18 protein-coding genes and 1 pseudogene are annotated in these 20,453 nt (G+C 72.8%); 8 read left to right on the top strand and 11 right to left on the bottom strand.

From position 1 onward, the window contains the following. Window positions 1-70: 70 nt before the first annotated feature. From ACFY15_RS08480 to ACFY15_RS08465, 4 genes are all read right to left on the bottom strand, one after another. A complete protein-coding gene (locus tag ACFY15_RS08480) occupies window positions 71-457 on the bottom strand; it encodes a hypothetical protein (protein WP_390686994.1) in 387 nt (128 codons plus the stop codon). A 27-nt stretch (window positions 458-484) separates the two neighbouring features. Then, window positions 485-1,345: an Fpg/Nei family DNA glycosylase gene (locus ACFY15_RS08475; protein ID WP_390825225.1), complete on the bottom strand. Its 861-nt coding sequence runs from the start codon at window positions 1,343-1,345 to the stop codon at window positions 485-487. Between the two features lie 180 nt (window positions 1,346-1,525). Next, window positions 1,526-3,592 carry a SpoIIE family protein phosphatase gene (locus ACFY15_RS08470; protein WP_390825373.1) on the bottom strand — a complete coding sequence of 689 codons (2,067 nt, stop codon included), beginning with the start codon at window positions 3,590-3,592 and terminating at the stop codon, window positions 1,526-1,528. A gap of 7 nt (window positions 3,593-3,599) precedes the next feature. Then, window positions 3,600-5,249, bottom strand: a complete 1,650-nt coding sequence (locus ACFY15_RS08465) for a DUF6777 domain-containing protein (protein ID WP_390825224.1) — start codon at window positions 5,247-5,249, stop codon at window positions 3,600-3,602. A gap of 163 nt (window positions 5,250-5,412) precedes the next feature. Here ACFY15_RS08465 and ACFY15_RS08460 point away from each other — a divergent pair, with 163 nt between their 5' ends. From ACFY15_RS08460 to ACFY15_RS08450, 3 genes are read left to right on the top strand one after another with little or no spacing between them, the layout of a single operon-like run. Continuing rightward, on the top strand, window positions 5,413-6,285 hold the full coding sequence (locus ACFY15_RS08460) for a YndJ family protein (RefSeq protein WP_390825223.1): 873 nt from the start codon (window positions 5,413-5,415) through the stop codon (window positions 6,283-6,285). A gap of 56 nt (window positions 6,286-6,341) precedes the next feature. Then, the gene (locus ACFY15_RS08455; RefSeq protein WP_390825222.1) at window positions 6,342-6,872 is read left to right on the top strand and encodes a DUF1990 family protein; all 531 of its coding nucleotides are present in this window, start codon (window positions 6,342-6,344) and stop codon (window positions 6,870-6,872) included. A gap of 11 nt (window positions 6,873-6,883) precedes the next feature. Further along, entirely contained in the window at window positions 6,884-8,323 is a 1,440-nt protein-coding gene (locus ACFY15_RS08450) for a lipase maturation factor family protein (RefSeq protein ID WP_390825221.1), read from the top strand. On the opposite strand, the gene ACFY15_RS08445 is transcribed toward ACFY15_RS08450, so the two are convergent. Together ACFY15_RS08445 and ACFY15_RS08440 are read right to left on the bottom strand one after the other, a co-directional pair. Continuing rightward, complete coding sequence (locus ACFY15_RS08445) at window positions 8,303-9,295, bottom strand: NAD-dependent epimerase/dehydratase family protein (RefSeq protein ID WP_390686988.1); 993 nt, start codon at window positions 9,293-9,295, stop codon at window positions 8,303-8,305. The two genes, ACFY15_RS08450 and ACFY15_RS08445, sit on opposite strands and share 21 nt — an antisense overlap. A 198-nt stretch (window positions 9,296-9,493) precedes the next feature. Further along, window positions 9,494-9,661 carry a hypothetical protein gene (locus ACFY15_RS08440; protein ID WP_366449298.1) on the bottom strand — a complete coding sequence of 56 codons (168 nt, stop codon included), beginning with the start codon at window positions 9,659-9,661 and terminating at the stop codon, window positions 9,494-9,496. A gap of 290 nt (window positions 9,662-9,951) precedes the next feature. Here ACFY15_RS08440 and ACFY15_RS08435 point away from each other — a divergent pair, with 290 nt between their 5' ends. Next, window positions 9,952-10,359, top strand: a complete 408-nt coding sequence (locus ACFY15_RS08435; RefSeq protein ID WP_390825220.1) for a hypothetical protein — start codon at window positions 9,952-9,954, stop codon at window positions 10,357-10,359. Between the two features lie 81 nt (window positions 10,360-10,440). Here the strand turns inward: ACFY15_RS08435 and ACFY15_RS08430 are convergent, their stop codons facing one another. Then, window positions 10,441-11,922 carry an SDR family NAD(P)-dependent oxidoreductase gene (locus tag ACFY15_RS08430; RefSeq protein ID WP_390686986.1) on the bottom strand — a complete coding sequence of 494 codons (1,482 nt, stop codon included), beginning with the start codon at window positions 11,920-11,922 and terminating at the stop codon, window positions 10,441-10,443. A 280-nt stretch (window positions 11,923-12,202) separates the two neighbouring features. Here ACFY15_RS08430 and ACFY15_RS08425 point away from each other — a divergent pair. Further along, window positions 12,203-13,027: pseudogene (locus ACFY15_RS08425) on the top strand (DMT family transporter); the annotation flags it as partial. A gap of 24 nt (window positions 13,028-13,051) precedes the next feature. Here ACFY15_RS08425 and ACFY15_RS08420 read toward each other — a convergent pair. The 3 genes from ACFY15_RS08420 to panD all read right to left on the bottom strand — a co-directional run bounded on the left by ACFY15_RS08420 (window position 13,052) and on the right by panD (window position 15,834). After that, window positions 13,052-14,395, bottom strand: coding sequence for a transglycosylase family protein (locus ACFY15_RS08420; protein ID WP_390825219.1), 1,344 nt, complete (start codon window positions 14,393-14,395; stop codon window positions 13,052-13,054). 314 nt (window positions 14,396-14,709) lie between these two features. After that, window positions 14,710-15,342, bottom strand: coding sequence for an aspartate/glutamate racemase family protein (locus tag ACFY15_RS08415; RefSeq protein WP_390825372.1), 633 nt, complete (start codon window positions 15,340-15,342; stop codon window positions 14,710-14,712). Between the two features lie 72 nt (window positions 15,343-15,414). Further along, the gene (panD, locus tag ACFY15_RS08410; RefSeq protein ID WP_123081272.1) at window positions 15,415-15,834 is read right to left on the bottom strand and encodes an aspartate 1-decarboxylase; all 420 of its coding nucleotides are present in this window, start codon (window positions 15,832-15,834) and stop codon (window positions 15,415-15,417) included. Between the two features lie 668 nt (window positions 15,835-16,502). Here panD and ACFY15_RS08405 point away from each other — a divergent pair. Next, complete coding sequence (locus ACFY15_RS08405) at window positions 16,503-16,673, top strand: helix-turn-helix domain-containing protein (RefSeq protein WP_219613405.1); 171 nt, start codon at window positions 16,503-16,505, stop codon at window positions 16,671-16,673. A gap of 75 nt (window positions 16,674-16,748) precedes the next feature. Next, complete coding sequence (locus ACFY15_RS08400) at window positions 16,749-17,573, top strand: serine/threonine protein kinase (protein WP_390825371.1); 825 nt, start codon at window positions 16,749-16,751, stop codon at window positions 17,571-17,573. A 39-nt stretch (window positions 17,574-17,612) separates the two neighbouring features. Here ACFY15_RS08400 and ACFY15_RS08395 read toward each other — a convergent pair whose 3' ends face one another. Next, complete coding sequence (locus ACFY15_RS08395; RefSeq protein ID WP_390825218.1) at window positions 17,613-18,452, bottom strand: tyrosine-type recombinase/integrase; 840 nt, start codon at window positions 18,450-18,452, stop codon at window positions 17,613-17,615. Window positions 18,453-19,179: 727 nt separating this feature from the next. Between ACFY15_RS08395 and ACFY15_RS08390 the strand changes: the two genes are divergently transcribed. After that, window positions 19,180-20,364, top strand: a complete 1,185-nt coding sequence (locus ACFY15_RS08390) for a protein kinase (RefSeq protein WP_390825217.1) — start codon at window positions 19,180-19,182, stop codon at window positions 20,362-20,364. Window positions 20,365-20,453 lie beyond the last annotated feature (89 nt).

Below are 20,453 nucleotides of genomic sequence, written 5' to 3'. Positions count from 1 at the left end.
CAGGGACTGTCGTCACCATCCCGTCTGCCCCGCGGGCGACGACAGGACCTCGACGGCAGCCCCTAGCCCCCTAGAGCGTGTCCGCGGGGTCGGTCACCAGCCCCGTGAAGTCCGCCTCGTTGCGCTCGGCCCGCGTCACGTACCGGCGGGCGATCAGCCACATCACCGGATACACCGCCAGGCCGAGCGCCACCCACACCACCGGGCCCGCGACCGCCCGGGGCAGCAGGAAGCCCAGCGGGAGCAGCCCGAGCAGCAGGAACAGCAGCGCCACCGCGCCCAGTCCGGCGCGCAGCTGGCTGCGCATCAGGGCGCGTACGTAGGTGGCCCCGAGGGTGGTCTGCTCGGAGATCTCCGAGCGGGCGGGAGCGTGCGCGGGCGGTCTGCGGCGCGCGGCACGCGGGACTCCGGTGACGACCTCCCGCCGGGGCGGTGGCTGCTGATGCTGCTCGGCCATGGTGCGGGAGTCTACGCAGCGGCGGCGCTACTTGAGCAGGCGGGAGAGCCTGCGGTCGGCGAGCGGCTTGCCGCCGGTCTGGCAGGTGGGGCAGTACTGGAGCGAGGAGTCGGCGAACGACACCGAGCGGACGGTGTCCCCGCACACCGGGCAGGGCTCCCCGTCCCGGCCGTGCACGCGCAGCCCGCTCTTCTTCTCCGCCTTCAGCCGGCCGGCGGCCAGGCCGCGGGCCCGTTCGACGGCGGTCCGCAGGGTGTCGCGCACGGCCTCGTAGAGGTGGGTGACCTGCTCGTCGTCGAAGGATGCCGCCGGCTTGAAGGGCGAGACGCGGGCAGCGTGGAGGATCTCGTCGCTGTAGGCGTTGCCGATGCCGGCGATCACGCTCTGGTCGCGCAGCAGGCCCTTGATCTGGCGCCGCTCCCCCGCGAGGAGCGCGGCGAAGGCGTCCCGGTCGAAGTCCGCGGCGAGCGGGTCGGGGCCGAGGCGGGCGATGCCGGGGACCTCGCGGGGGTCGCGCACGACGTACACGGCGAGGCGTTTCTGCGTGCCCGCCTCCGTGAGGTCGAAGCCGGCGCCGCCGTCGAGTACGAGGCGCAGCGCGAGCGGGCCCTTGCCGGGGCGCGGGGGCTGCGCGGGGAAGGTGTCCTGCCAGCGGAGCCAGCCGGCGCGGGCGAGGTGGGTGACGAGGTGGAGCTCGCCGACGCGGAGGTCGAGGAACTTGCCGTGACGGGCGACGGGGCCGGTCGCCCGCCCCTCCAGGGCGGTGAGCGGGGGGTCATAGGTCTTGAGCACGCTGACGGCGAGCGGGATGACGCGCGCGACCGCCCGCCCGGCGAGCTGTGTTGCGAGGAACTCCCTCAGCGCCTCGACCTCCGGCAACTCCGGCACCCTCCCAGCCTGCCGTGTACCTGCGGACGGCGCGAGTCGGGCGGGGCCGGGGGATGGCGCTGTGCGGAGCCGTCCCGCCGCCCCGCCCGTCCGCCGTCCGACGGGGCTCCGCCCCGGACGGGGACCCCGCCCGTCCCGGCATCCGCGGCGGGCGGGACGGGCGGGACGGGCGGGACGGGCTCACGAGACCACGAACTCGCACCACACGCACTTGCCGCTCCCCCTCGGCTCCACCCCCCACACGTCCGCCAGTCGGTCCACCAGCATCAGCCCCCTCCCCGACACCCCCGCCTCCCCCGCCTCCCGCCGGCGCGGAAGGGCACTGGAGCGGTCCTCGACCTCCACCCTGAGCCGCCGCTGCGGCCCTCTCAGGGAGCGGAGCGTCACGATCGCAGGGCCGTCCGTGTGCATCAGGGCGTTCACGATCAGCTCGTCCGCGACGAGTTCGATCTCGTCGGCCCGGCTCCGCGCGCCCCATGCCCGCACCGCCGTTCCGATCATGTGCCGGGCCGCGACGAGGGCCTCGGGGTCCCCGGGGGCCACGTGCTGCTGGAGCCGGCCGCCGCCGGCCTGCGCCGTGTCGTCGCCCTCGCGGTGCAGCAGCAGGAGGGCCATGTCGTCGTCCCCGCCCCGCTCGTCAGCCACCTCGCACAGCCGGTCGGCGAGCAGCTGGAGGTCGTCCGGTCCCTCGCGGACCAGGCCGGTCAGCACGCGGACGCCGTCGTCCAGGTCGGCTCCGGGCTGTTCCACCAGCCCGTCGGTGCACAGCAGGAGCGTTTCCCCGGGGTCCAGCTCCACCGTCGTCACCGGGTACTCCAGCCGGCCGAACTCCGCCGACAGCCCGAGCGGCATCCCGCCCTCCACCGGCAGGCGCCGGCAGTCCCCGTCCCGGGTCCGCAGGAGCGGGTCGATGTGGCCGGCGCGGACCACCTGGAGCACGCCGGTCGACAGGTCGGCCTCGACGTAGGTGCAGGTCGCGAAGCGGTCGGTGTCCAGTTCGTGCAGGAAGACCGAGGCCCGGGCCATCACCGTGCCCGGCGAGTGCCCCTCCGCGGCGTAGGCGCGCAGGACGATGCGCAGCTGTCCCATCACGGCCGCGGCGTGCGTGTCGTGGCCCTGGACGTCCCCGATGGCGGCCCCGACGCGGCCGCCCGGCAGCGGAATGACGTCGTACCAGTCGCCGCCGATGTCCTGCCCCATCCGCGCGGACCGGTAGCGGACCGCGATCTTGGCACCGGGGACGGCCGGTATCCGGCGGGGCAGCATGGCCTGCTGGAGGCCTTCGGCGAGGTCGTGCTCCTGCTCCAGCAGCATCGCCCGCTGGAGGCTCTGCGCGATGCTGCTGCCCAGGGCGACCAGGAGGTTGCGTTCCTCCTGGGTGAAGCCGTCCTTGTCCTCGTAGAGCAGCCCGATGGCGCCGATCGGGCGGGCCTGGGCGATCAGCGGCAGGTAGGCGGCCGCCGAGATGCGCATGTACGAGATCCTCGACCAGAGCGCCGGGTAGCCCTCGGCGAACTCCTCGGCCGACTCCAGGAACCGGGGCTGGAGCGAGCGGACGACCTCGCTCATCGGGTACTGCTCGTCGATGCGCGTGTAGCGCGTGCCGGGGACGAAGCTGCCGGCCGGGCCTTCCGCCACCAGATGGATCCGGCCCGCCTCGACCAGGCCCATGACCATGCCCATCGAGCCGAGGCGCTCCAGCCCGTGGGCGTCGCCGATGACGTCGATGACGTCCTTGACGGTACGGGCGTGGGCGAGGGCGGCTGTGGTGGACTCGACGACGGAGGTCTGGCGGCGGCGCTCCTCGTCCAGGCCGAGGCGTTCGGCGGAGTGGCTCAGCTCCTCGGTGGCGTCGCGGACGATGCCGATGATCCGGTACGGGCGGCCGTCGGAGTCGCGCATGACCCGGCCCTGGGTGTGCGTCCAGCGGAGCCGGCCGTCCCGGCAGCGGATGCGGAAGTACGCCCCGTAGCTGTCCGAGCCGCTCTTGAGGGCGCTGGAGACCATCGCGTCGAGCCGGGCGACCTCGGCGGGCGGGACGCGCCGGCCCAGCGACTCCGGCCGCCCGTCGTACTCCTCGGGGGGCGTGTCGAAGACGTCGAGGGCCGCCGTGTCCAGGTGCATGAGCCCGGTGATCAGGTCCCAGTCGAAACTGCCCATCCGGTTCAGTGACAGGGACCGGTCCGGGTGTGCGGGCCAGTCCTCCGGCAGCGATACGGTGCTCGGCACCGATCCACCATGACACAGCCCGGGGTCAGGCGCTCTCCAGGTAGGGGGCCTGGTCGGCGCCCTGATCGGAGCCCGGCTGCCGGTCGGGGGAGGCGTACGGGTCGGCGGGCGCGGTGGGGCCGGCGGTCGGTACGTCCTCCGGGTCCGGGGTCAGGCCCGGGTCGGCGGGGGCGAGCGAGCCGGGGGCGTCCGAGAAGGGGTCGGTGGGCGTGGCGGGCGGCATCCCGGGAGTCGTGGCGCCGCCCGGGAGGTCCCCGGGCGGGGTGGAGGGCGGGGTCTGCGGGGAGGTGGGCCGGCCGGGCGTGGTGGCGCCGCCGGCGGTGTCGGACGGGCAGGGAGCGGGACCGGTGGCGGACGGCGGCCCCTGGGGACCGGTGGCGGACGGCGGCCCCTGGGGGCCGGCCTCCGCCGGAAGGCCGGGGGCTCCGGGGATCGGCAGCTGCTCGTCCAGGGGGCCGGCCTGCCCCTCGGCCGGCGCTCCGGGCGGGCCGGCGGGCGGTGCGTCCAGCGGGGCGGTCTCGGTGGGCGCGCCCATGGGGACCTGCCCTGCGGGGTCCAGCGGCGGCGCGGTCTCCGGCAGGTTCTGCGGCCCGGCGGCGGGGGGTGCCTGCGGGGGGACGTCCAGGGGAGGGGCCGTCTCCGGCAGGTTCGGCCCTCCGGCAGCCGGGCGGCCGCCCTGCCCGGGCACGTCGAGCGGGGGATCCGTCTCCGCCGGGTTCCGCCCGCCGGCGGCCGGGGGCTGGTCCGCGAGCGGGCCGGAGGGGGCCGCGGGCGGGACGGCGCGGGCCGGGCCGTGCGGGTCCGCGGTGGCGCAGGGGTCGTCCGGCGGGGTCGCGGGGGCGTGGGGAATGCCGTCGGCCGGGTCGTAGGGGGGCACCGCCTTGGGTGCCTTGTCCTGGGCGCCGTCGTCACCGGCCTTCCGCTCGATCCAGGTGTTGTCGGCCACGTTGACGATGACCAGCCTCTTGATCGGCTGGATGGTGGGCTCGATGACGATGACCTGGTTGGGCCGGTAGCCGTTCCACTGGTCCCCCTTCAGCACCGGGCTCCCCTTGGCGGAGCGGGGCGCGCCGAGCGGGTTCCCGCAGCCGCAGCGGACCCTCGGCATGCCGTGGTCGTCGACGAGGACGGCCGTTCCGGCCTGGAGGACGGCCTGGTAGGTGTCGGCGCGGCCGTCGCGGAAGCCGTGGCTGGTGATCCGGGTGTCGGCGCGCAGCACCACGGGGGTCAGGCCCCGCAGGAATTCGGGGATCTTCTCCTGCTCGACGCCGGTGGCCTGGGCGAAGGCGCGGGCCTTGGCGTCGTCGGAGGTCAGGTAGGCCGCCTGGCGCTCGACGTCGCAGCTGCCGAGCCGGTTCGTCCCGCCGTACAGGCCGGGGGTGGCCGCGCCGACCGTGCGGATGCCCTGGCCGCTCGGGTTCGGCAGCGGGGGCTGTACGGGTGCCGACTCGGCCGTCGAGGTGGAGGCGGTGAAGGGGTCGGGTCCGGCGGCGCCCACCGGCTGGAGGGTGAGCTCCATGCTCTCGGCCGCCGGGCCCTTGGTCTGCTCGGGCTCCTGGGCGCCGCAGCCCGCGGCGATCAGGCCGAGGAGTGCCAAGACCGCTGCTCCGGCGGGTACATGACGGCGCGGCGCCTGACGGGGTGTCGGTGCGGGCACGTCGTTCACGTCGTTCACGCTGGTTCTCCCTTTTCGCCCCGGTTGCTCCCTCTTGTCTGCCGCATCCTCCCGAGGGCCGCAACCGGAGTTCCGGCAGATGCGCACCGCGCACGTATTGAACACGTTCAAGAAAAGACCTAGAGTGACGGAGGGAGCTTGAACACGTTCAAAGAAGTGGCGTGTGGCCGTGCTCGTGAACCTGATCGTCGCCCTGGGGATGCTGTACGCCGTCCCCGCCGGCCTGCGCCTGATCGACCCGGCCGGGCTGGGCACGGCGGCCCGGCTGTGGCCCTGGGCTGCGGTTCCGGGGGCGCTGGCGCCGTGGCTGCCGCGCGGAAGCGCCGCCACCGCGCTCGCCGCCCTGTACGCGGCCGCCGCCCTGGCCCTGCTGGGCGCGGCGGGGGCCCGGCTGCGCCGCCACCTCGGCCGGCCCCGGGCCGGCCGCTTCCCCGACCCGTCCGAAGTGGCGGTGCTGACCGCCCTGGCCTCGCCCTCGGTCGCCGGGTCCGCCCTGGTCGCCGAGCGGGCCGGGTACCGGCTCTTCGGCTTCGACCTCGACGTCCTGGCCCTGACCGTCCCGCACTTCCACTTCGCCGGGTTCACGGCCGCACTCGTCGCCGGCCTGGTGTGCCGTTCGGCGGCCACCGGCCACCGGGCGCGCTGGGCGGCGTACAGCGTGCCGGCGGGGACCCTGCTCGTGCTGGCCGGGTACTTCGTGGACGACTGGGCCGAGCTGCTGGGCGCGGTCGTGCTGACCGGGGGCATGTGGACGGTGGCGCTGGTGACCTGGCGCGAGCTGCGGCCCGCCGCCCGCGACCGGCCGGCCGGCGCGATGCTGGCGGCATCGGCGCTCGTCCTGGTGGCCACCATGCTGCTCGCCCTGTGGTGGGCGGCCGGGGAGGCCACCGGGATCGTCCACCCGACCCTGACCTGGATGACCGCCACCCACGGCCTCGGCAACGCGCTCGGCTTCGCCCTGTGCTCGCTGCTGGCGTGGCGGCGGCTAGGCGCCGGCCCGGCCCCGGACCCCCGGCCGGCCACCGCCCTCACCTGAACCCCGCCCCCGCCCTCACCCTCACCCTCGCCCGCAGCCACCCGAACGGAGACCCCGTGAGCCGCCTCATCAGCACCGGCCGACGCGTCCTCAGCTACCCCGAACACGGCGCCAGCCTCCGGCGGCCGCTGCCCGACGGGTACCGCCACCTGCACCACCGCACCCGTATCGGACACGGCCGGGAGGTGTTCGAGGCCGCCGGCGCCGCGGTCCTCTCCTTCCGGATGCACCGCGCCACCGGGGCCGGCGTCCGGGCGGACGGACCGGCCGTCCCGGGGGCGCGGGTGGAGATCGGCCTCGGCCTCGGCCCCCTGCGGATCAGCGTCCCCTGCGAGGTGGTCCGCACCGCGGACGCCCCCGACCTGGCCGGATTCACCTACGGAACCCTCACCGGCCACCCCGCGAGCGGGGAGGAGTCCTTCCTGGTGGAAATGGCCCCCGACGGCAGCGTGTGGTTCGAGGTGACGGCCTTCAGCCGCCCCGCCGCCTGGTACACACGCCTCGCGGGGCCGCTGCTGCCCGTCCTCCAGCGGGCCTTCGTCCGCCGCCTCGGCCGCCGCCTGCGCGCGCTGGCCGCCGCCGTCTGATACTGGAGTCGATGGACTGGTTCACCGCGCCCGGGTACTGGCTGGGCCGGCTGGTCTTCCAGCGGGCCCTCGCCGGCGTCTACCTCTTCGCCTTCCTCGGGGCCGCCCTCCAGTTCCGGGCACTGATCGGCGCGCACGGCATGCTGCCCGTCCCGCGCCACGTCCGGTACGTGCGCTTCAGGGACGCCCCGAGCCTGTTCCAACTGCGCTACTCGGACGGACTCTTCGCCGGCTGCGCCTGGACCGGCGCGGCCCTGTCGGCGGGGCTCGCCGCCGGGGCGGGGGACCTGGTGCCGCTGGGGGCGGCGATGGGCATGTGGGCGGTGCTGTGGCTGCTCTACCTGTCCATCGTCAACGTCGGCCAGACCTGGTACGCGTTCGGCTGGGAGTCGCTGCTGCTGGAGGTGGGGTTCCTCGCCGTCTTCCTGGGCAACGCGCGGGCCGGGCCGCCGGTGCTGGTGCTGTGGCTGCTGCGGTGGGTTCTGTTCCGGGTGGAGTTCGGCGCGGGGCTGATCAAGATGCGCGGGGACGCCTGCTGGCGGCGGCTGACCTGCCTCTACTACCACCACGAGACCCAGCCGATGCCGGGACCGCTGAGCTGGTTCTTCCACCATCTGCCGAAACCGCTGCACCGGGTGGAGTGCGCCGCGAACCACGTCACGCAACTGGCCGTTCCGGTGCTGCTGTTCGCCCCGCAGCCGGTGGCCTCGTACGCGGCCTGGATCATGGTGGCCACCCAGATGTGGCTGGTGCTCTCGGGGAACTTCGCCTGGCTGAACTGGCTGACGATCATCCTGGCCCTGTCGGCCGTCGACTTCACGGGGCTCGCCGGGCCGCCGCCCGCCGAGGCCTCGCGCGGGGCGCCCGTCTGGTACGTGGTCCTGGTGTGCGCGCTGACCGTGCTGGTGCTGGTGCTCAGCCGGCAGCCGGTGCTCAACATGGTCTCGCGGCGCCAGGTGATGAACCGCTCCTTCGACTCCCTGCACCTGGTCAACACCTACGGGGCCTTCGGCACGGTCGGCCGGATCCGCGACGAGGTCGTGGTCGAGGGCACCTCGGACCGCACCCCCCGGGAGGACGGCGACTGGAGGGAGTACGGGTTCAAGGGCAAGCCGGGCGACCTGCGGCGGATCCCCCGCCAGTTCGCCCCCTACCACCTGCGGCTCGACTGGCTGATGTGGTTCGCGGCGCTCTCCCCCGGCTACGCCCGGGACTGGTTCGGGCCGTTCGTCGAGCGCCTGCTGACGGGCGACCGGGACACGCTGCGGCTGCTGCGTCACAACCCGTTCCCGGACGCCCCGCCGCGTTTCGTGCGGGCCAGGCTGTACCGCTACCGGTTCACCACCTGGCGGGAGCTGCGCGAGACGGGCGCCTGGTGGCACCGCAGGCCGGTACGGGAGTTCATGCCGCCGGCCCGCCTCGCGCGGGCCTCATCGGCCGAGCCCGAGTAGCGCCGCCTCCCGCTCGGGGTCGAGGCCCTTCTGCGGCCGGTCCGGGCGCTGGGGCGCCACCCCTCCCAGGGAGCGCAGCCAGGCCCAGGTGTCGGCGACGGTCTCCTCGACCGGGCGGCACTCCAGGCCGGCGGCGAGGGCCTTGGAGACGTCGCCGCGGAACATGTGGTCGTGCAGTTCGCCCGGCGGCAGCCAGCACGGCAGCTCGGTCCAGGGCTCGACGCCGGCCTCCGCGATGCGCTGCGGGTCGGTCCAGCGCAGGTCGGCGGCGCCCCCGGTGACGGCCGCGCAGGCTTCGAGGAAGGAGCCGGTGGTGGCGTGCCCGGCCGGGGAGACCACGTCGTACGGGCCGCCGAGCCCGGCCTCCGCGGCATCCAGGGTCCAGCGCGCGAGATCGCGCACGTCGATGTACTGCATCGGCAGGTCGCGCGGGCCGGGGGCCAGGGTGGGCCCGCCGCGCGCGGTCCGGTTCAGCCACCACGGCAGCCGGCCGACGTTCTCGTACGGGCCGAGGATCAGGCCCGCGCGCACCAGCAGGGCGCGGTCGCCGAAGGCGGCGAGCGCCGCGAGCTCGCCGCCGCGCTTGTCCTCGGCGTAAGCGGTGGCGTCGGCGTCGGGCGAGCCCTCGACCAGCGGGCCGTCCTCGGCCTGGCCGGCGGGTGCCGGGTAGGCGTACACGGAGCGGCTGGAGACGTAGGCGTAGTGGCCGGCGCGGCCGGCGACCAGGCGGGCGGCATCGCGCACGGCGGTGGGGGCGCCGCTCCAGGTGTCGGCGACGAGGTCCCAGGTGCCTTCGGCGAGGGCGGCCAGCCCTCCGGGCGCGGTGCGGTCGCCGTGCACGGCGCGCACGCCGGGCGGCGGGTCGTGGCGGCCCCGGTGGAAGACGGTGACCTCCCAGCCCCGCTCCAGGGCGTCCTCGGTGATCGCGCGGCCGACGAATTCGGTCCCGCCCAGCATCAGCAGCTTCTTCATGCCGGTCAGCCTGCCCGGGTGGGAGGGGCGGCGGAAGCCGTGATCGCCGGCAGCGATGACGCTCAGGGCGTAGGGGGAACGGGAACCCGGGGCGGGGTCCGGCCGGTCGTGCCGCGCCCCCGTCACCGTGGGGTGCGGGGGCGTGAGGCGTGCCGGGGGCCGGTGGCTCTGGCGGGTCCGGCCCCGGCGGGGCGGACCCTAGTCGATGCCGGGCAGGATGTGCGGCTCCGCGAGGTCGTCCTCGTAGCCGGCCAGCCTGATGGGGGCGGATCGGGCCCAGACCTCGAGGCTGCCGAGTTCGTCGGACCGGGTGTTCGCCCGACCCGTCAGCTCCATGGTCGGGTTGGGCTTGGTCGTCTCAGTCACCGCGCACTCCCTTGTGTCGCGTAACCCGGCAGGCTCGACCGCATGCCGGATAGGGAAATTAAAAGGTCTTCCGGACGCGGTGGCGCCTTGGTGGAGCGGAACCCGGGTGGGGTTCCTTGCGCCTCAGGGTACACATATGAGCGGGGGTCCGCTCGATGGAACGGTAAAATCCACGCTGGACCGCTTGTTTTTGCCGCGAGTTCAGGAAGTCGTACTCCGGCGTGTCCGCCGGTGCTGATCTGCTCGGCGGTGGCGGCGGCGTGCGTGCGCGGACGACGGAGGGAACGGCGATGGCTTGGTCAGGGGTGCCCGCGATCGGCAGTGTCGACGAGCTGATGAAGCTGCTGCACGCCCGTCACGGCGGCCCCGACACACCCGACCGGGATCTCGGGCTGCGGACCGCGGCCCTGCTGCGCCGCTCGCACCCCCATGACAAGGAGCTCCAGGTGGCCGGGCTGGTCCAGGGCCTGGGAGGGCCGGCGCACGCCCCGGGGGCGGGGGCGGTCGAGGCGGTCGGCGGGCTGCTGGGCCCGCGCGTGGCCAGGCTGCTGGAGGGCCGCACGGCCGGCGCCGGTACGGACGAGGAGGCCCTGCACCAGGCCGCGCAGGCGGGGCGGGGCGCGGGGCTGGACGCCGGGGTCGTGGAGGACTGGCGTCCGGTGCTCGAACTCGTCGCCGCGGGGGCCTACCGACTCTGACGCCGGGGTTGACCCGAAAGGATGACGGGCCGGCCCCGTCCCGCTCGGAGGAGGGGACGGGGCCGGCCCGCGCGGGCGCCGCTACCAGTTGGCGGGCGAGTAGTCCTTGAGGAAGATGCCGTAGAGGTCCTCGCCGGCCTCGCCGCGGACGACCGGGTCGTAGACCCGGGCCGCGCCGTCGACCAGGTCGAGGGGCGCGTGGAAGCCCTCCTCGGCCAGGCGCAGCTTGTCGAAGTGCGGGCGCTCGTCGGTGATCCATCCGGTGTCGACCGAGGTCATCAGGATGCGGTCGGCCTCGAACATCTCGTGTCCGCTGGTCCGCGTCACCATGTTCATCGCGGCCTTGGCGGCGTTGGTGTTCGGGTGCCCCGCGCCCTTGTAGCCGCGGCTGAACACGCCCTCCATCGCCGAGACGTTGACCACGTACGCACGACCGCTGGACGCCTTGCGGGCGGCCTCGGCCATCGACGGGCGCAGCGCGCTGATCAGGATGAACGGGGAGGTGTAGTTGCACAGCTGGGTCTCGAGCAGTTCCACCGGGGAGATCTGGTCGATGGTCTGCACCCAGGTGTTGCTCTCGACGACGTCCGGCAGCAGGCCGCCCGCGTCGATGGCGGTCCCGGCGAGGTGCCGCTCCAGGCTGGCGTTGCCCGCGACGAGGGCGAGGTCGGCGACCTTCTGCGCCTCCAGGCCGCTCACCCCGACGGGCAGCGCCGCCAGGCCGTCGACCGCGCCGGAGTTGAAGGCGCCGATGACGTGGTGAGCGGGGAGCTCACCGGCCGGCAGCGGGGCGCTCTCGCCCTCGACCAGCGCGGCATAGGCGGTGGGCAGGCGGCGCACTGTCTGCGTCGCGTTGTTGATCAGGATGTCCAGCGGACCGGCCGCCGCGACCTGCTCGGCGAGCGCCACGGACTGGGCCGGGTCGCGCAGGTCGATGCCGACGACCTCCAGGCGGTGGATCCAGTCGGCCGAGTCGTCCATCGCCTTGAAGCGGCGGATGGCGTCCTTGGGGAAGCGGGTGGTGATCGTGGTGTGGGCACCGTCGCGCAGCAGCCGCAGCGCGATGTACATGCCGATCTTGGCCCGGCCGCCGGTGAGCAGGGCGCGCTTGCCGGAGAGGTCGGCTCGGGCCTCGCGCTTGGCGCGGTTCTGGGCGGCACAGTCCGGGCAGAGCTGGTGGTAGAAGTAGTCGACCTCGACGTACCGCGTCTTGCAGACGTAGCAGGAGCGCGGGCGCTGGAGTATCCCGGCGATCCGGCCGGCCTCGGTGACGGAGGAGGGCAGGATGCCCTCGGTCTCGTCGTCGATGCGCTGGGCGGAGCCCGTGGCGGTCGCCTCGGTGACGGCCTTGTCGTTGGCGGTCTTGGCGGCGCGGCGCTCCTGGCGGCGACGCTGCTTGACCGTCCGGTAGATGCCGGCGGTGGCCCGGCGTACGGTGATGGCGTCCGGGTGGTCGACGTCGATCTCGTCGAGCTCGTCGAGCACGCTGAGGCAGACGGCGAGGCGCTCGGGGTCGATGCCCGGCCCGTATGCCTGGTTGTCTTCGGTATCGGTCACCGTCATGGCCGCTGCCGTTCCTTGCTCGCTCGTCCGCGTCCGCCTGCTGCGGAAGTCCCCAAAACGGAAACTGTACGGAGCCGACACGCCCGGGACCAAACCCGTTCGCGGGACCCTCACCGACTGCGAGCGGCCTGTCACGGTATGGAGGGGATCAAGGGTGTTCGTCCCCGGGGGCGCGGCTTGCGCGTACTCCCTCTGGTGTATGCCAGGAGGATGACTCGGCCCGCGATCAAGGGGTCCGCGGACGGATGTACCGGCGGCCGGGGTGGGGCATGGTGGATCCATGAGTGCCCTGGCCCTGTCGGTTCTGCTCTGCCTGGTGTCGGCCGTCGCTTACGCGGGCGGCGCGATCGTCCAGGAACACGTCGCGGCGAGCTCCCCGGACCGCCGCGCCCTGGCCCCGCTGCACCGCCCGGCCTGGTGGGCGGCGGTCGCGCTGAACGGTCTGGGCGCGCTGCTGCACGTGGTGGCGCTGGCATACGGACCGCTGAGCCTGGTCCAGCCGCTCGGGGCGCTGACCATCGTCTTCGCGCTCCCGATGGCAGCCGTGTTCGTAGGGCGCCGGGCGGGCGCGGCGGCCTGGCGGGGGGCGGTGCTGGCGACGGTCGGCCTGGCCGGCCTGCTGACCCTGACGGGCGGCGAGGGGCGGGGGCACCAGGCGCTGGCGGGCGGTGAGCGGAGCCTGCTGCTGACCGCGACGGCGGTGGGGGCGGCGGTGCTGGTGCTGGCGGCGGGGCGGATGCGGCGGCCGGTACTGCGCAGCGTGCTGCTGGCGGCGGCGGCCGGTACGGCCTTCGGGATGGCCTCGGTGTTCACGAAATCGGTGGCCGAGACCGTGACCCGGCCCGCGCCGGGCGGACCGGGCGGGCTGTGGCCGGACCTGGCGGCGATCGCCGTGCTGGCGGCGGCCGGCCTGCTGCTGGCCCAGGCCGCCTACCGGGGCGCGGGGCTGACGGCGCCGCTGGCCACGGTGACGGTGGTGAACCCGGTGGTGGCGGCCGCCGTCGGGATCTCCCTGTTCGACGAGGGCTTCCGGTACGGGACCGCCGGGGCGGTGGCGGCGCTGGTGAGCGGCGCCGTGGCGGCGGCCGGCCTGGTCCTGCTCACGGCCGTGCCGCCGCACGTGCGGGGGTCAGATGTCGACGCCCTTGCCTCGGAGGTACTTCAGCGGGTCGATGTCGGAGCCGTATCCGGGGCCGGTGCGCATCTCGAAGTGCAGGTGGGGCCCGGAGGTGTTGCCGGTCGAGCCGGAGCGGCCGATGCGCTGGCCTCCGGAGACCTGCTGGCCGGCCTTGACCCCGAGCGCCGAGAGGTGGGCGTACTGCGAGTAGCGGCCGTCGGCGTGCTTGATGACGACCTGGTACCCGTAGGCCCCGGCCCAGCCGGCCGACTCGACGGTGCCGGACCCGACGGCCTTGATGCTGGTGCCGGTCGCCACCGGGAAGTCGACGCCCGTGTGGTAGCCGCTCGACCAGGAGGAGCCGGCGACGTGGTAGGCGGTGCCGAGGCCGGCGTCGACGGGGGCGGTGAAGCCGCCCGAGGCGGGCTTCTGCTCCGCTGAGCCGGGCTTCTCGGCGGGCTTGGCGGCCTGCTCGGGCTTGGGCTTCTCGGCAGGCTTGGACGGCGCGGGCGCGGGCTTGGACTGCTCGGGCGTGGGCTTGGGCTTGGGCTGCTCGGGCTTGGGCTTGGCCTCGTCCTGCTGCCGCTTGTCCGGCTCGACGGGCTTGACCGGCTCGGCGGTGCGTGGCGGCTTCTCCGGGTTCTGCGCGGGGGGCGCGACGGTGACCCGGAGGGTGAGCCGCTGCCCGGGGAAGATCAGGTTCGGGTTGCCGCCGACGGTCTCCCGGTTGGTCTCGTACAGGGCCTGCCAGCCGCCTTCGACGTGCTGGCGGCCGGCGATCGAGGACAGCGAGTCCCCGGGCGCGACGACGTACGGGTTCGGCAGGACGGTGGTCCCGGTCGGGCTGGGCATGCTGACGGGGGTGCCGGTGGTGGCCTTCGTCGGCTGGATCCGGTCCATGGGCGCCTGCGTCTGCGGCTTCACGGAGGGTGCCGAAGGCTTCGCGGACGGCTTGGCGTCGCCGGCCGGTGCGGCGGCGCTCCGGCTGAGCCCCGCCTGGGGTCCGCAGGCCGGCCAGGCGTCGGGCCCCTGCCCCCTGAGCACCTTCTCCGCCACGGCGATCTGCTGGGCCTTGGTGGCCAGGTCGGCGCGCGGGGCGTAGGCGGTGCCGCCGAATTCGCGCCAGGTGCTCTGGCTGAACTGGAGACCGCCGTAGTAGCCGTTCCCGGTGTTGGTCTGCCAGTCGTTGGTCGACTCGCAGGCGGCGACCTTGTTCCAGGCGTCCACGGAGGCGGCCTGGGCGTCCCCGGCGCCGATGAGGGGAAGCGCGATACCGGCGCCACCTGCGGTGACGACGAGTGAGGCCCGGTTGATGCTGCTCGGCTGATACCGGCGGTGCCGGCCCCGTACACCCATGGGAGTCCCCCTGGAAGACATCAGGAACCGCACAACCTAACGGCGCGCCGACATCCTGACAAGGGCCACAACCGGCCGTTCGACCGCGGGAGTTGACGTCAGCTCAGCGGACCCGGCTGAGGGATCGGCGCGGGGCCGGGCGGCGGGGGAACGGGGTCGGGCTCGGGGAACGGCGGCGGCACGGGCGGCACCGGCCGCGGCACCGGCTCGGGGTCCGGCAGCGGCGGGTTCGGTGAGGGGACGGGGTCCGGCTCGGGGACCGGCGGCTGCGTCTGCTCTGCGTTTGGCACCATAATCCCCACCTTCCCCCGATCTCAGCCCGTACGCCCCCCGAGCAGCGCGGCCGCCAGGCCCGCGGCGGGGCTGGACAGCACGGGCAGGCCGGTCCGCACGAGCCGGGCGGCCCCGGCCATGGAGGCCTGGGCCAGCACGATCACGTCGGCGCCCTCGACCGCGTCCGCGGCCCGGGCCACCACCTCCAGGTACCCCCGGCCGTCCCCGGCCTCGAACCGCTCCCAGGCCCCGTCGACGACCTCGCTCCGGACGCTCACGGCCCGCCCGCCGGCCTCCTCGGCCAGCAGCTCCTCGGTGGGCTCGACCGTCGACGCGAGCGCGGCCAGCACGACGATGCGGGGCCCCCTCCGTACGGCATCGGCCGCCATGGGCCGGTCCACCCGCAGCACGGGCACACCGAGCCGGGGCGCCAGCGACTCGGCGACCGCACCCACCGTCGAACAGGTGACGAGCACGGACCCCCGCACCCCCTCCAGCACCTCGCGCATCTGTGCCGCCACGGCTCCGGGGCCGGCCTCCCTCGCCAGGTCGAGCAGCCGCGGCACCACGAGGTGCCGCAGCACGGCCCCCGGATGCCGCTCGTCCCGCAAGGCGTCGAAGACGGGGACGTGCACCGGCGAGGTATGGAGCAGGGTCAGCCCGGCCGGCGGCACGGGCGCCCGCTCGGGGTGCTCGGGGGCCCACCGGCCCGCAGAGGGACGCACGGCACCGGCCCCCGACTCCCCTCAGACCGCCACCGCGTGGGGGCTGCGCTCCTGGTCCGTACCGGGCACGGGAGCGGACGGGTCCGCCCCCAGCTCGATGATCCTGTTGTCCCCGTCGACATGCACGACCCGCGGCTTGAGCACCCGCGCCTCGGCATCCTCGACCTGCGCGTAGCTGATGAGAATGACCAGGTCCCCGGGGTGCACGAGGTGCGCGGCGGCCCCGTTGATCCCGATGACCCCGGACCCCCGCTCCCCCTCGATGACGTACGTCTCGAGCCGCGCGCCGTTGGTGATGTCCACGATGTGGACGAGCTCCCCGGGCAGCAGATCGGCGGCGTCGAGCAGATCGGCGTCGATGGTCACAGACCCGACGTAGTGCAGGTCGGCCTGGGTGACGGTGGCCCGGTGGATCTTGGACTTGAACATTGTACGCATCATCGAGGTACCCCTGGATCTAGGCTCCCTGCCTGCGTTTTTGCAGGTCAAGGGCAGTTTCCCTACCTTACAACGAGTCGCATGTTCGGTCAGCTTTCCCCATGTTTTTGAGGACTGATGCTGACCAATTGCTGACTTTTCTGACGCATCGTCAGGTGGATTCGGAGGGGCTGGCCCGCTCCCTCGGTCCCCCACCGCGACGACGCCGCCAGCCTACGCAACGACCGTCGACAGTCGTCCAGGACCACCCTCGCTGTGAGCAGATCCACGGTGGCGGCGTAGGCAGTCGGCACACGCCGGCGCCTGCACATGGGATCGACCCGCCTGGGCTGCGGCGCCCGCTCCGACCCCCGTGGCGGCACCGCTCGCCGCTCGTCACGGGCAACGAACGATCCAGGCGGCGCGGCAACATAGCGGCAAACTCCCGGTTAGCGAAACCGGGGATTCTCGTGACCATTGGTGTTGTCCGCACGACAGCACCTGACGGTGCCACTCGGCGGGCGCTTACCCATGCCTCGGATTTCTGCCAGACCGCGCGCCGACCCGTTTTCAGGATCGGCACGGCCAGCCTCAAAGGAGCACCCTTGCCCGCAGACCCGCAGACGCCCCTCGAAAGGACGAGCTCTGGAACAAGCTCGCCCCACGGGAGACGACCGGTCGAGCCCGTACTCATGGACTCGACCGAGGTCGCGACGATGCTCAATATGTCCCGGAGCTGGGTCTACAAGGAAGCCTCGAAGCTCGGCCTGAAGGGCTACAAACTCGGCCGAGGCAGGAACGCGAAGGTCCTCTACAAGAAGACCGAGGTCTTCAAGTGGCTGGAGCAACAGAAGATCCACTAGTGACGATCGCCGACGATGCCCGGCATCGCCCTAAAACCACGGCACGCCGGTACGCAGACTGACACCATTCCGGAAATGACGACGCACCCGTTCCAGGACGTAACACACACCCCAGAGCTCGAGCCTCTGCTAGACCGGCTGGGCACCGTGTTCCAGAGGTTCGACGATCAAGACTCCGGCTGTACCTCTTATGGGTTGCGGACATCGGGACAGCGCTGGTTCGTGAAGACCGCATCGACGCCCGAAGCCGTCGCGTCGCTGCACCGGGCAATGTCGGTCCACCGCGCCGTCGCGCATTCGGCGATCGTGCCCCTGGCGCATTCCTTCACCACAACGGCCGGCCCTGTGCTTGTTTACCCGTGGATGAGCGGCGAAGTTCTCTACCATCCGACCCGGTCCCGGCACGGCGGACGGGCCGCTCCCGGCAGCCCCATGGCAAGGTTCAGGGCCCAGCCGCTGGCACAAATCAATGCCGCCTTGCAATCGCTGCTCAGCGCCCACCTGGCTGTCGAAGATGCCGGATACGTGGCCGTCGACTTCTACGACGGCTGCATGCTCTATGACTTCGACCAGCGCCGCATGATGCTGTGCGATCTGGACGAGTACCGACCTGGACCGTTCATGCTGAGCGCCGACCGGCTCCCCGGCTCCCGCCGCTATATGGCGCCCGAGGAGTTCGTCCGCGGCTCGCTCATCGACATCCGCACCACGGTCTTCAACCTTGGCCGGGCACTGCGTCTCCTCCTCGACGCCGGCGACGAGGAGACGCAGTGGCGTGGAACCCGTGCCCAGCTGGCTGTCATCGCGAAGGCGACCGCATCGGAGCCGGAGCAGCGCCTGCCCTCCGTGAGCGCCCTCGCCGAGGCCTGGCATAGAGCAGGGGAACCGCAAACTGGCTGACAGCACGGGCCCCACCAGACACACGATCATCACCGGCGCCTATCTGCCGGAGCGCACGCCCGCCCACGCCGGGACGACCAGCTGGGAGTCCAACCGCTCCCAGGCGCCGAGGACAGCCTGGTGAGCACCGGGGGCAAGGTGCGCGTACCGCTGTGTCGTCTGGTAGCTCTCGTGGCCGAGTAGGTGCTGGACGTCGTACAACGAGACGCCCTTCTGAACGAGCCACGACGCACACGTGTGCCGGGTGGAGTGCGGCGGATACTGCGGCACCTGCCCGATCGTCCCGTTGGACTCTGCGCAGCGTGCCCGCCTCACCGCAGGCCACCAGGTCTGGGTTCGCCAGTTGCCGTCGTCCAGCAGTCGACCCGACCGCCCCTTCGTCACGGTGCTGAAGACGACGCCGTCACGGTCGCGCCCATGCATGTGACGAGCAAGCGCGTCGAGTACGTGATCGGGAATCGGTACCTCTCGGCAGCTCTTCGAGCTTTTCGGGTATTCCTTAATGCCCGACTTCGTGTTGACTTCCACCACAAACAGGCGGCTGCGTCGCCAGTCGATGCGGTGCCCGTGCAGGCCAGCAAGCTCTCCCCACCGGAGGCCCGTATAGAAGGCGAGCAGCACCATCGTCTGCCACGGTTGGTCAAGCTCGTCGAGGATGGCCTGGGCCTGCTCGACCGTGAACCACTGTGGGGGCTTCACCGCCTCCGGGGGCAGATCGATGCGTCGGCATGGCGTCACTGTGATGAGGTCTTCGTCGACCGCCGCTCGCATGATGGAGGACAGCAAGTTGTAGGCCCGCCGGACGGCTGAAGGCCCCTTCCCGTCCAAGACCAGCTTCCGGACCCAGGACTGCACGTCCAGCCGGGAGATTGCGCGCACCTCCCGGTCAGACCAGTACGGCGTGATGTGGGTGCGGATACACGAAGCATCCCCCTCTGCGTGTGAGGCTCCACCAAGCGGGCCTCCCACCAGCGGTCGCACCACTCCGCGAACTTGATCTTTCCTGCCCCGGGATTCGGATACGCACCCCGCCTGAGTTTCGCCTCTTGATCCAGGCCCCAGTCACGGGCATGCGAGCGCAAGGGGAACGTTTTACTGAACCGCTTACCAGCATGGTTCCTGACCGTGGCCTGCCAGTTTCCGGATGGCAGTCTGCGCAAGTAGGGCATACTTCTCGTCCGCTTTCGTCGGCGTGCTTGATGGCTACGCGGAGCGCAGAGCGGCAGGAACCACATGGCCCGCGCCTCGCTTCGCCTCACGCTCGGCGCCCGCGAGGTCCTCCAGCAGACCACTGGCCGAGGCCGGACTGCAGCCGGGCGCACGACGCTCTCAATGTCGGCGAGCAGCGCCGCGCCGACGCCTCCCGGACCACGGCGGCAACGAAAAGCGGCCGACAACCGAGCGGGCAGGACGGCTGCCAGCCACTGCCCCGCGGCCATGCGCGGCTAAGGCTGAAGCGGGCGCGCGAGGCGCGAGTTCCGGCCAGGCTCGCTTCCCACGTGCCCTGATCAAGCCGAAAGGCCCCCAGCCTGGCCTTTTGGCCGATTAGAGTAGCCTCGGACGGCGCCGATCGGGTGAGGCGCACCGGAAAGGTGAGTCGGTACGGATGAGCGGGGTACCCACGCGGATCGGCCGCTACACGGTGGCGCGGGAGCTCGGCTCGGGCGGGATGGGCGAGGTCTACCTGGCCTACACACCAGCGGGTGACCCGGTCGCCGTGAAGGTGATCCGCAACGACAAGCTCGATCCGGTGACACGCGCGCGCTTCGAGAAGGAGGCGCTGATCGCACGTACGGTGATCGGTACGAACCGCGTGGCCCGCTTCCTCGACGCCGACCCCTACGCGGACCAGCCGTGGCTGGCCATGGAGTACGTGGCCGGCCGCACACTGCTGACCTGCATCGACAACGACGGCGCCCTCCCACTGCCGATGGTGGCCAGCCTCGGCGCCCTGCTTTCGGAGGGCTTGGCGGCCGTACATGCCGCCGGTCTTCTGCACCGCGACCTGAAGCCTCAGAACGTCATCCTGGGCAGTGACGGTCCGATGATCATCGACTTCGGGCTGGGCGCGTTCATGGACACCTCCCAGGAGACCCTGTCCCACAGCGGCATGATCATCGGTACGGTGCGCTGCATGCCGCCGGAGCAAGCGAGCGGCCGCCCTCAGGTAACCCCCGCTGCGGACGTGTACGCGCTGGGCACAGTACTGCTGTACGCGGCCGCCACCCACTACCCGTACGACGGGACGCGCTGGGAGGCCATCGCGGCGCAGGTCACCAATGCCGACATCGCCCCTGACCTCTCTGGTGTGCCTGCGGCGCTGGTTCCCCTGCTGGAGTCGATGCTCGCGCACGAGCCGGAGGACAGGCCGACCCTCACGGCAGTCTCTGATGCGTGCGCGGAGATCCTCACCGGCTCCGGAACCTCGCCGGCGTCCGCACGGCTGGCGTTGATCGCGCGCACCACCACTGGCGAGCCGCCGTCACCCGCTGGGGAGCTCTTCACGGCGTCGTTCGAGAAGCTCCTCCAGGAGCAGGCGGCCCTTGCCAAAGATGGGGAGCCCGAGAGCCCGCTCGACATGACTCCGCGGGCAGCGGCACCAGGCGAGCAGGGCGATGACGAAGCAGAACCCGATGCAGAGGAGCTCGCGGTGCCTCTGCCAGAGCCGACCACAGCACCCGAGCGCCAGCGGCCCCGGCCGAAGGCCGGCTCGGCCAAGGGGCGGCCTCCGGCGTCGAAGCGGGTCGCGGACGAGCTGCGCGCGCAGTATGCGGTGGATCTCGCTCTTTGACTCCTGCACTGACAGTGCCTGGTGAGAGTCTGTGTCGGAATGGGTGCGTACGGGCGTCGCGTGACGGCGCCCAAGGAGCCCGTGGGGTG

The sequence above is a fragment of the Streptomyces sp. NPDC001373 genome (genome assembly GCF_042895815.1).
Lineage (GTDB): Bacteria > Actinomycetota > Actinomycetes > Streptomycetales > Streptomycetaceae > Streptomyces.
This window is presented reverse-complemented; position numbering and strand designations above follow the sequence as displayed.

Coding starts and splice junctions, on each gene's coding strand:
- ACFY15_RS08480 (WP_390686994.1), bottom strand. CDS start 457: ATGGCCGAGCAGCATCAGCAGCCACCGCCCCGGCGGGAGGTCGTCACC.
- ACFY15_RS08450 (WP_390825221.1), top strand. CDS start 6,884: ATGGACTGGTTCACCGCGCCCGGGTACTGGCTGGGCCGGCTGGTCTTC.
- ACFY15_RS08445 (WP_390686988.1), bottom strand. CDS start 9,295: ATGAAGAAGCTGCTGATGCTGGGCGGGACCGAATTCGTCGGCCGCGCG.
- ACFY15_RS08435 (WP_390825220.1), top strand. CDS start 9,952: ATGGCTTGGTCAGGGGTGCCCGCGATCGGCAGTGTCGACGAGCTGATG.
- ACFY15_RS08430 (WP_390686986.1), bottom strand. CDS start 11,922: ATGACGGTGACCGATACCGAAGACAACCAGGCATACGGGCCGGGCATC.
- ACFY15_RS08420 (WP_390825219.1), bottom strand. CDS start 14,395: ATGGGTGTACGGGGCCGGCACCGCCGGTATCAGCCGAGCAGCATCAAC.
- panD (WP_123081272.1), bottom strand. CDS start 15,834: ATGATGCGTACAATGTTCAAGTCCAAGATCCACCGGGCCACCGTCACC.
- ACFY15_RS08405 (WP_219613405.1), top strand. CDS start 16,503: ATGGACTCGACCGAGGTCGCGACGATGCTCAATATGTCCCGGAGCTGG.
- ACFY15_RS08400 (WP_390825371.1), top strand. CDS start 16,749: ATGACGACGCACCCGTTCCAGGACGTAACACACACCCCAGAGCTCGAG.
- ACFY15_RS08390 (WP_390825217.1), top strand. CDS start 19,180: ATGAGCGGGGTACCCACGCGGATCGGCCGCTACACGGTGGCGCGGGAG.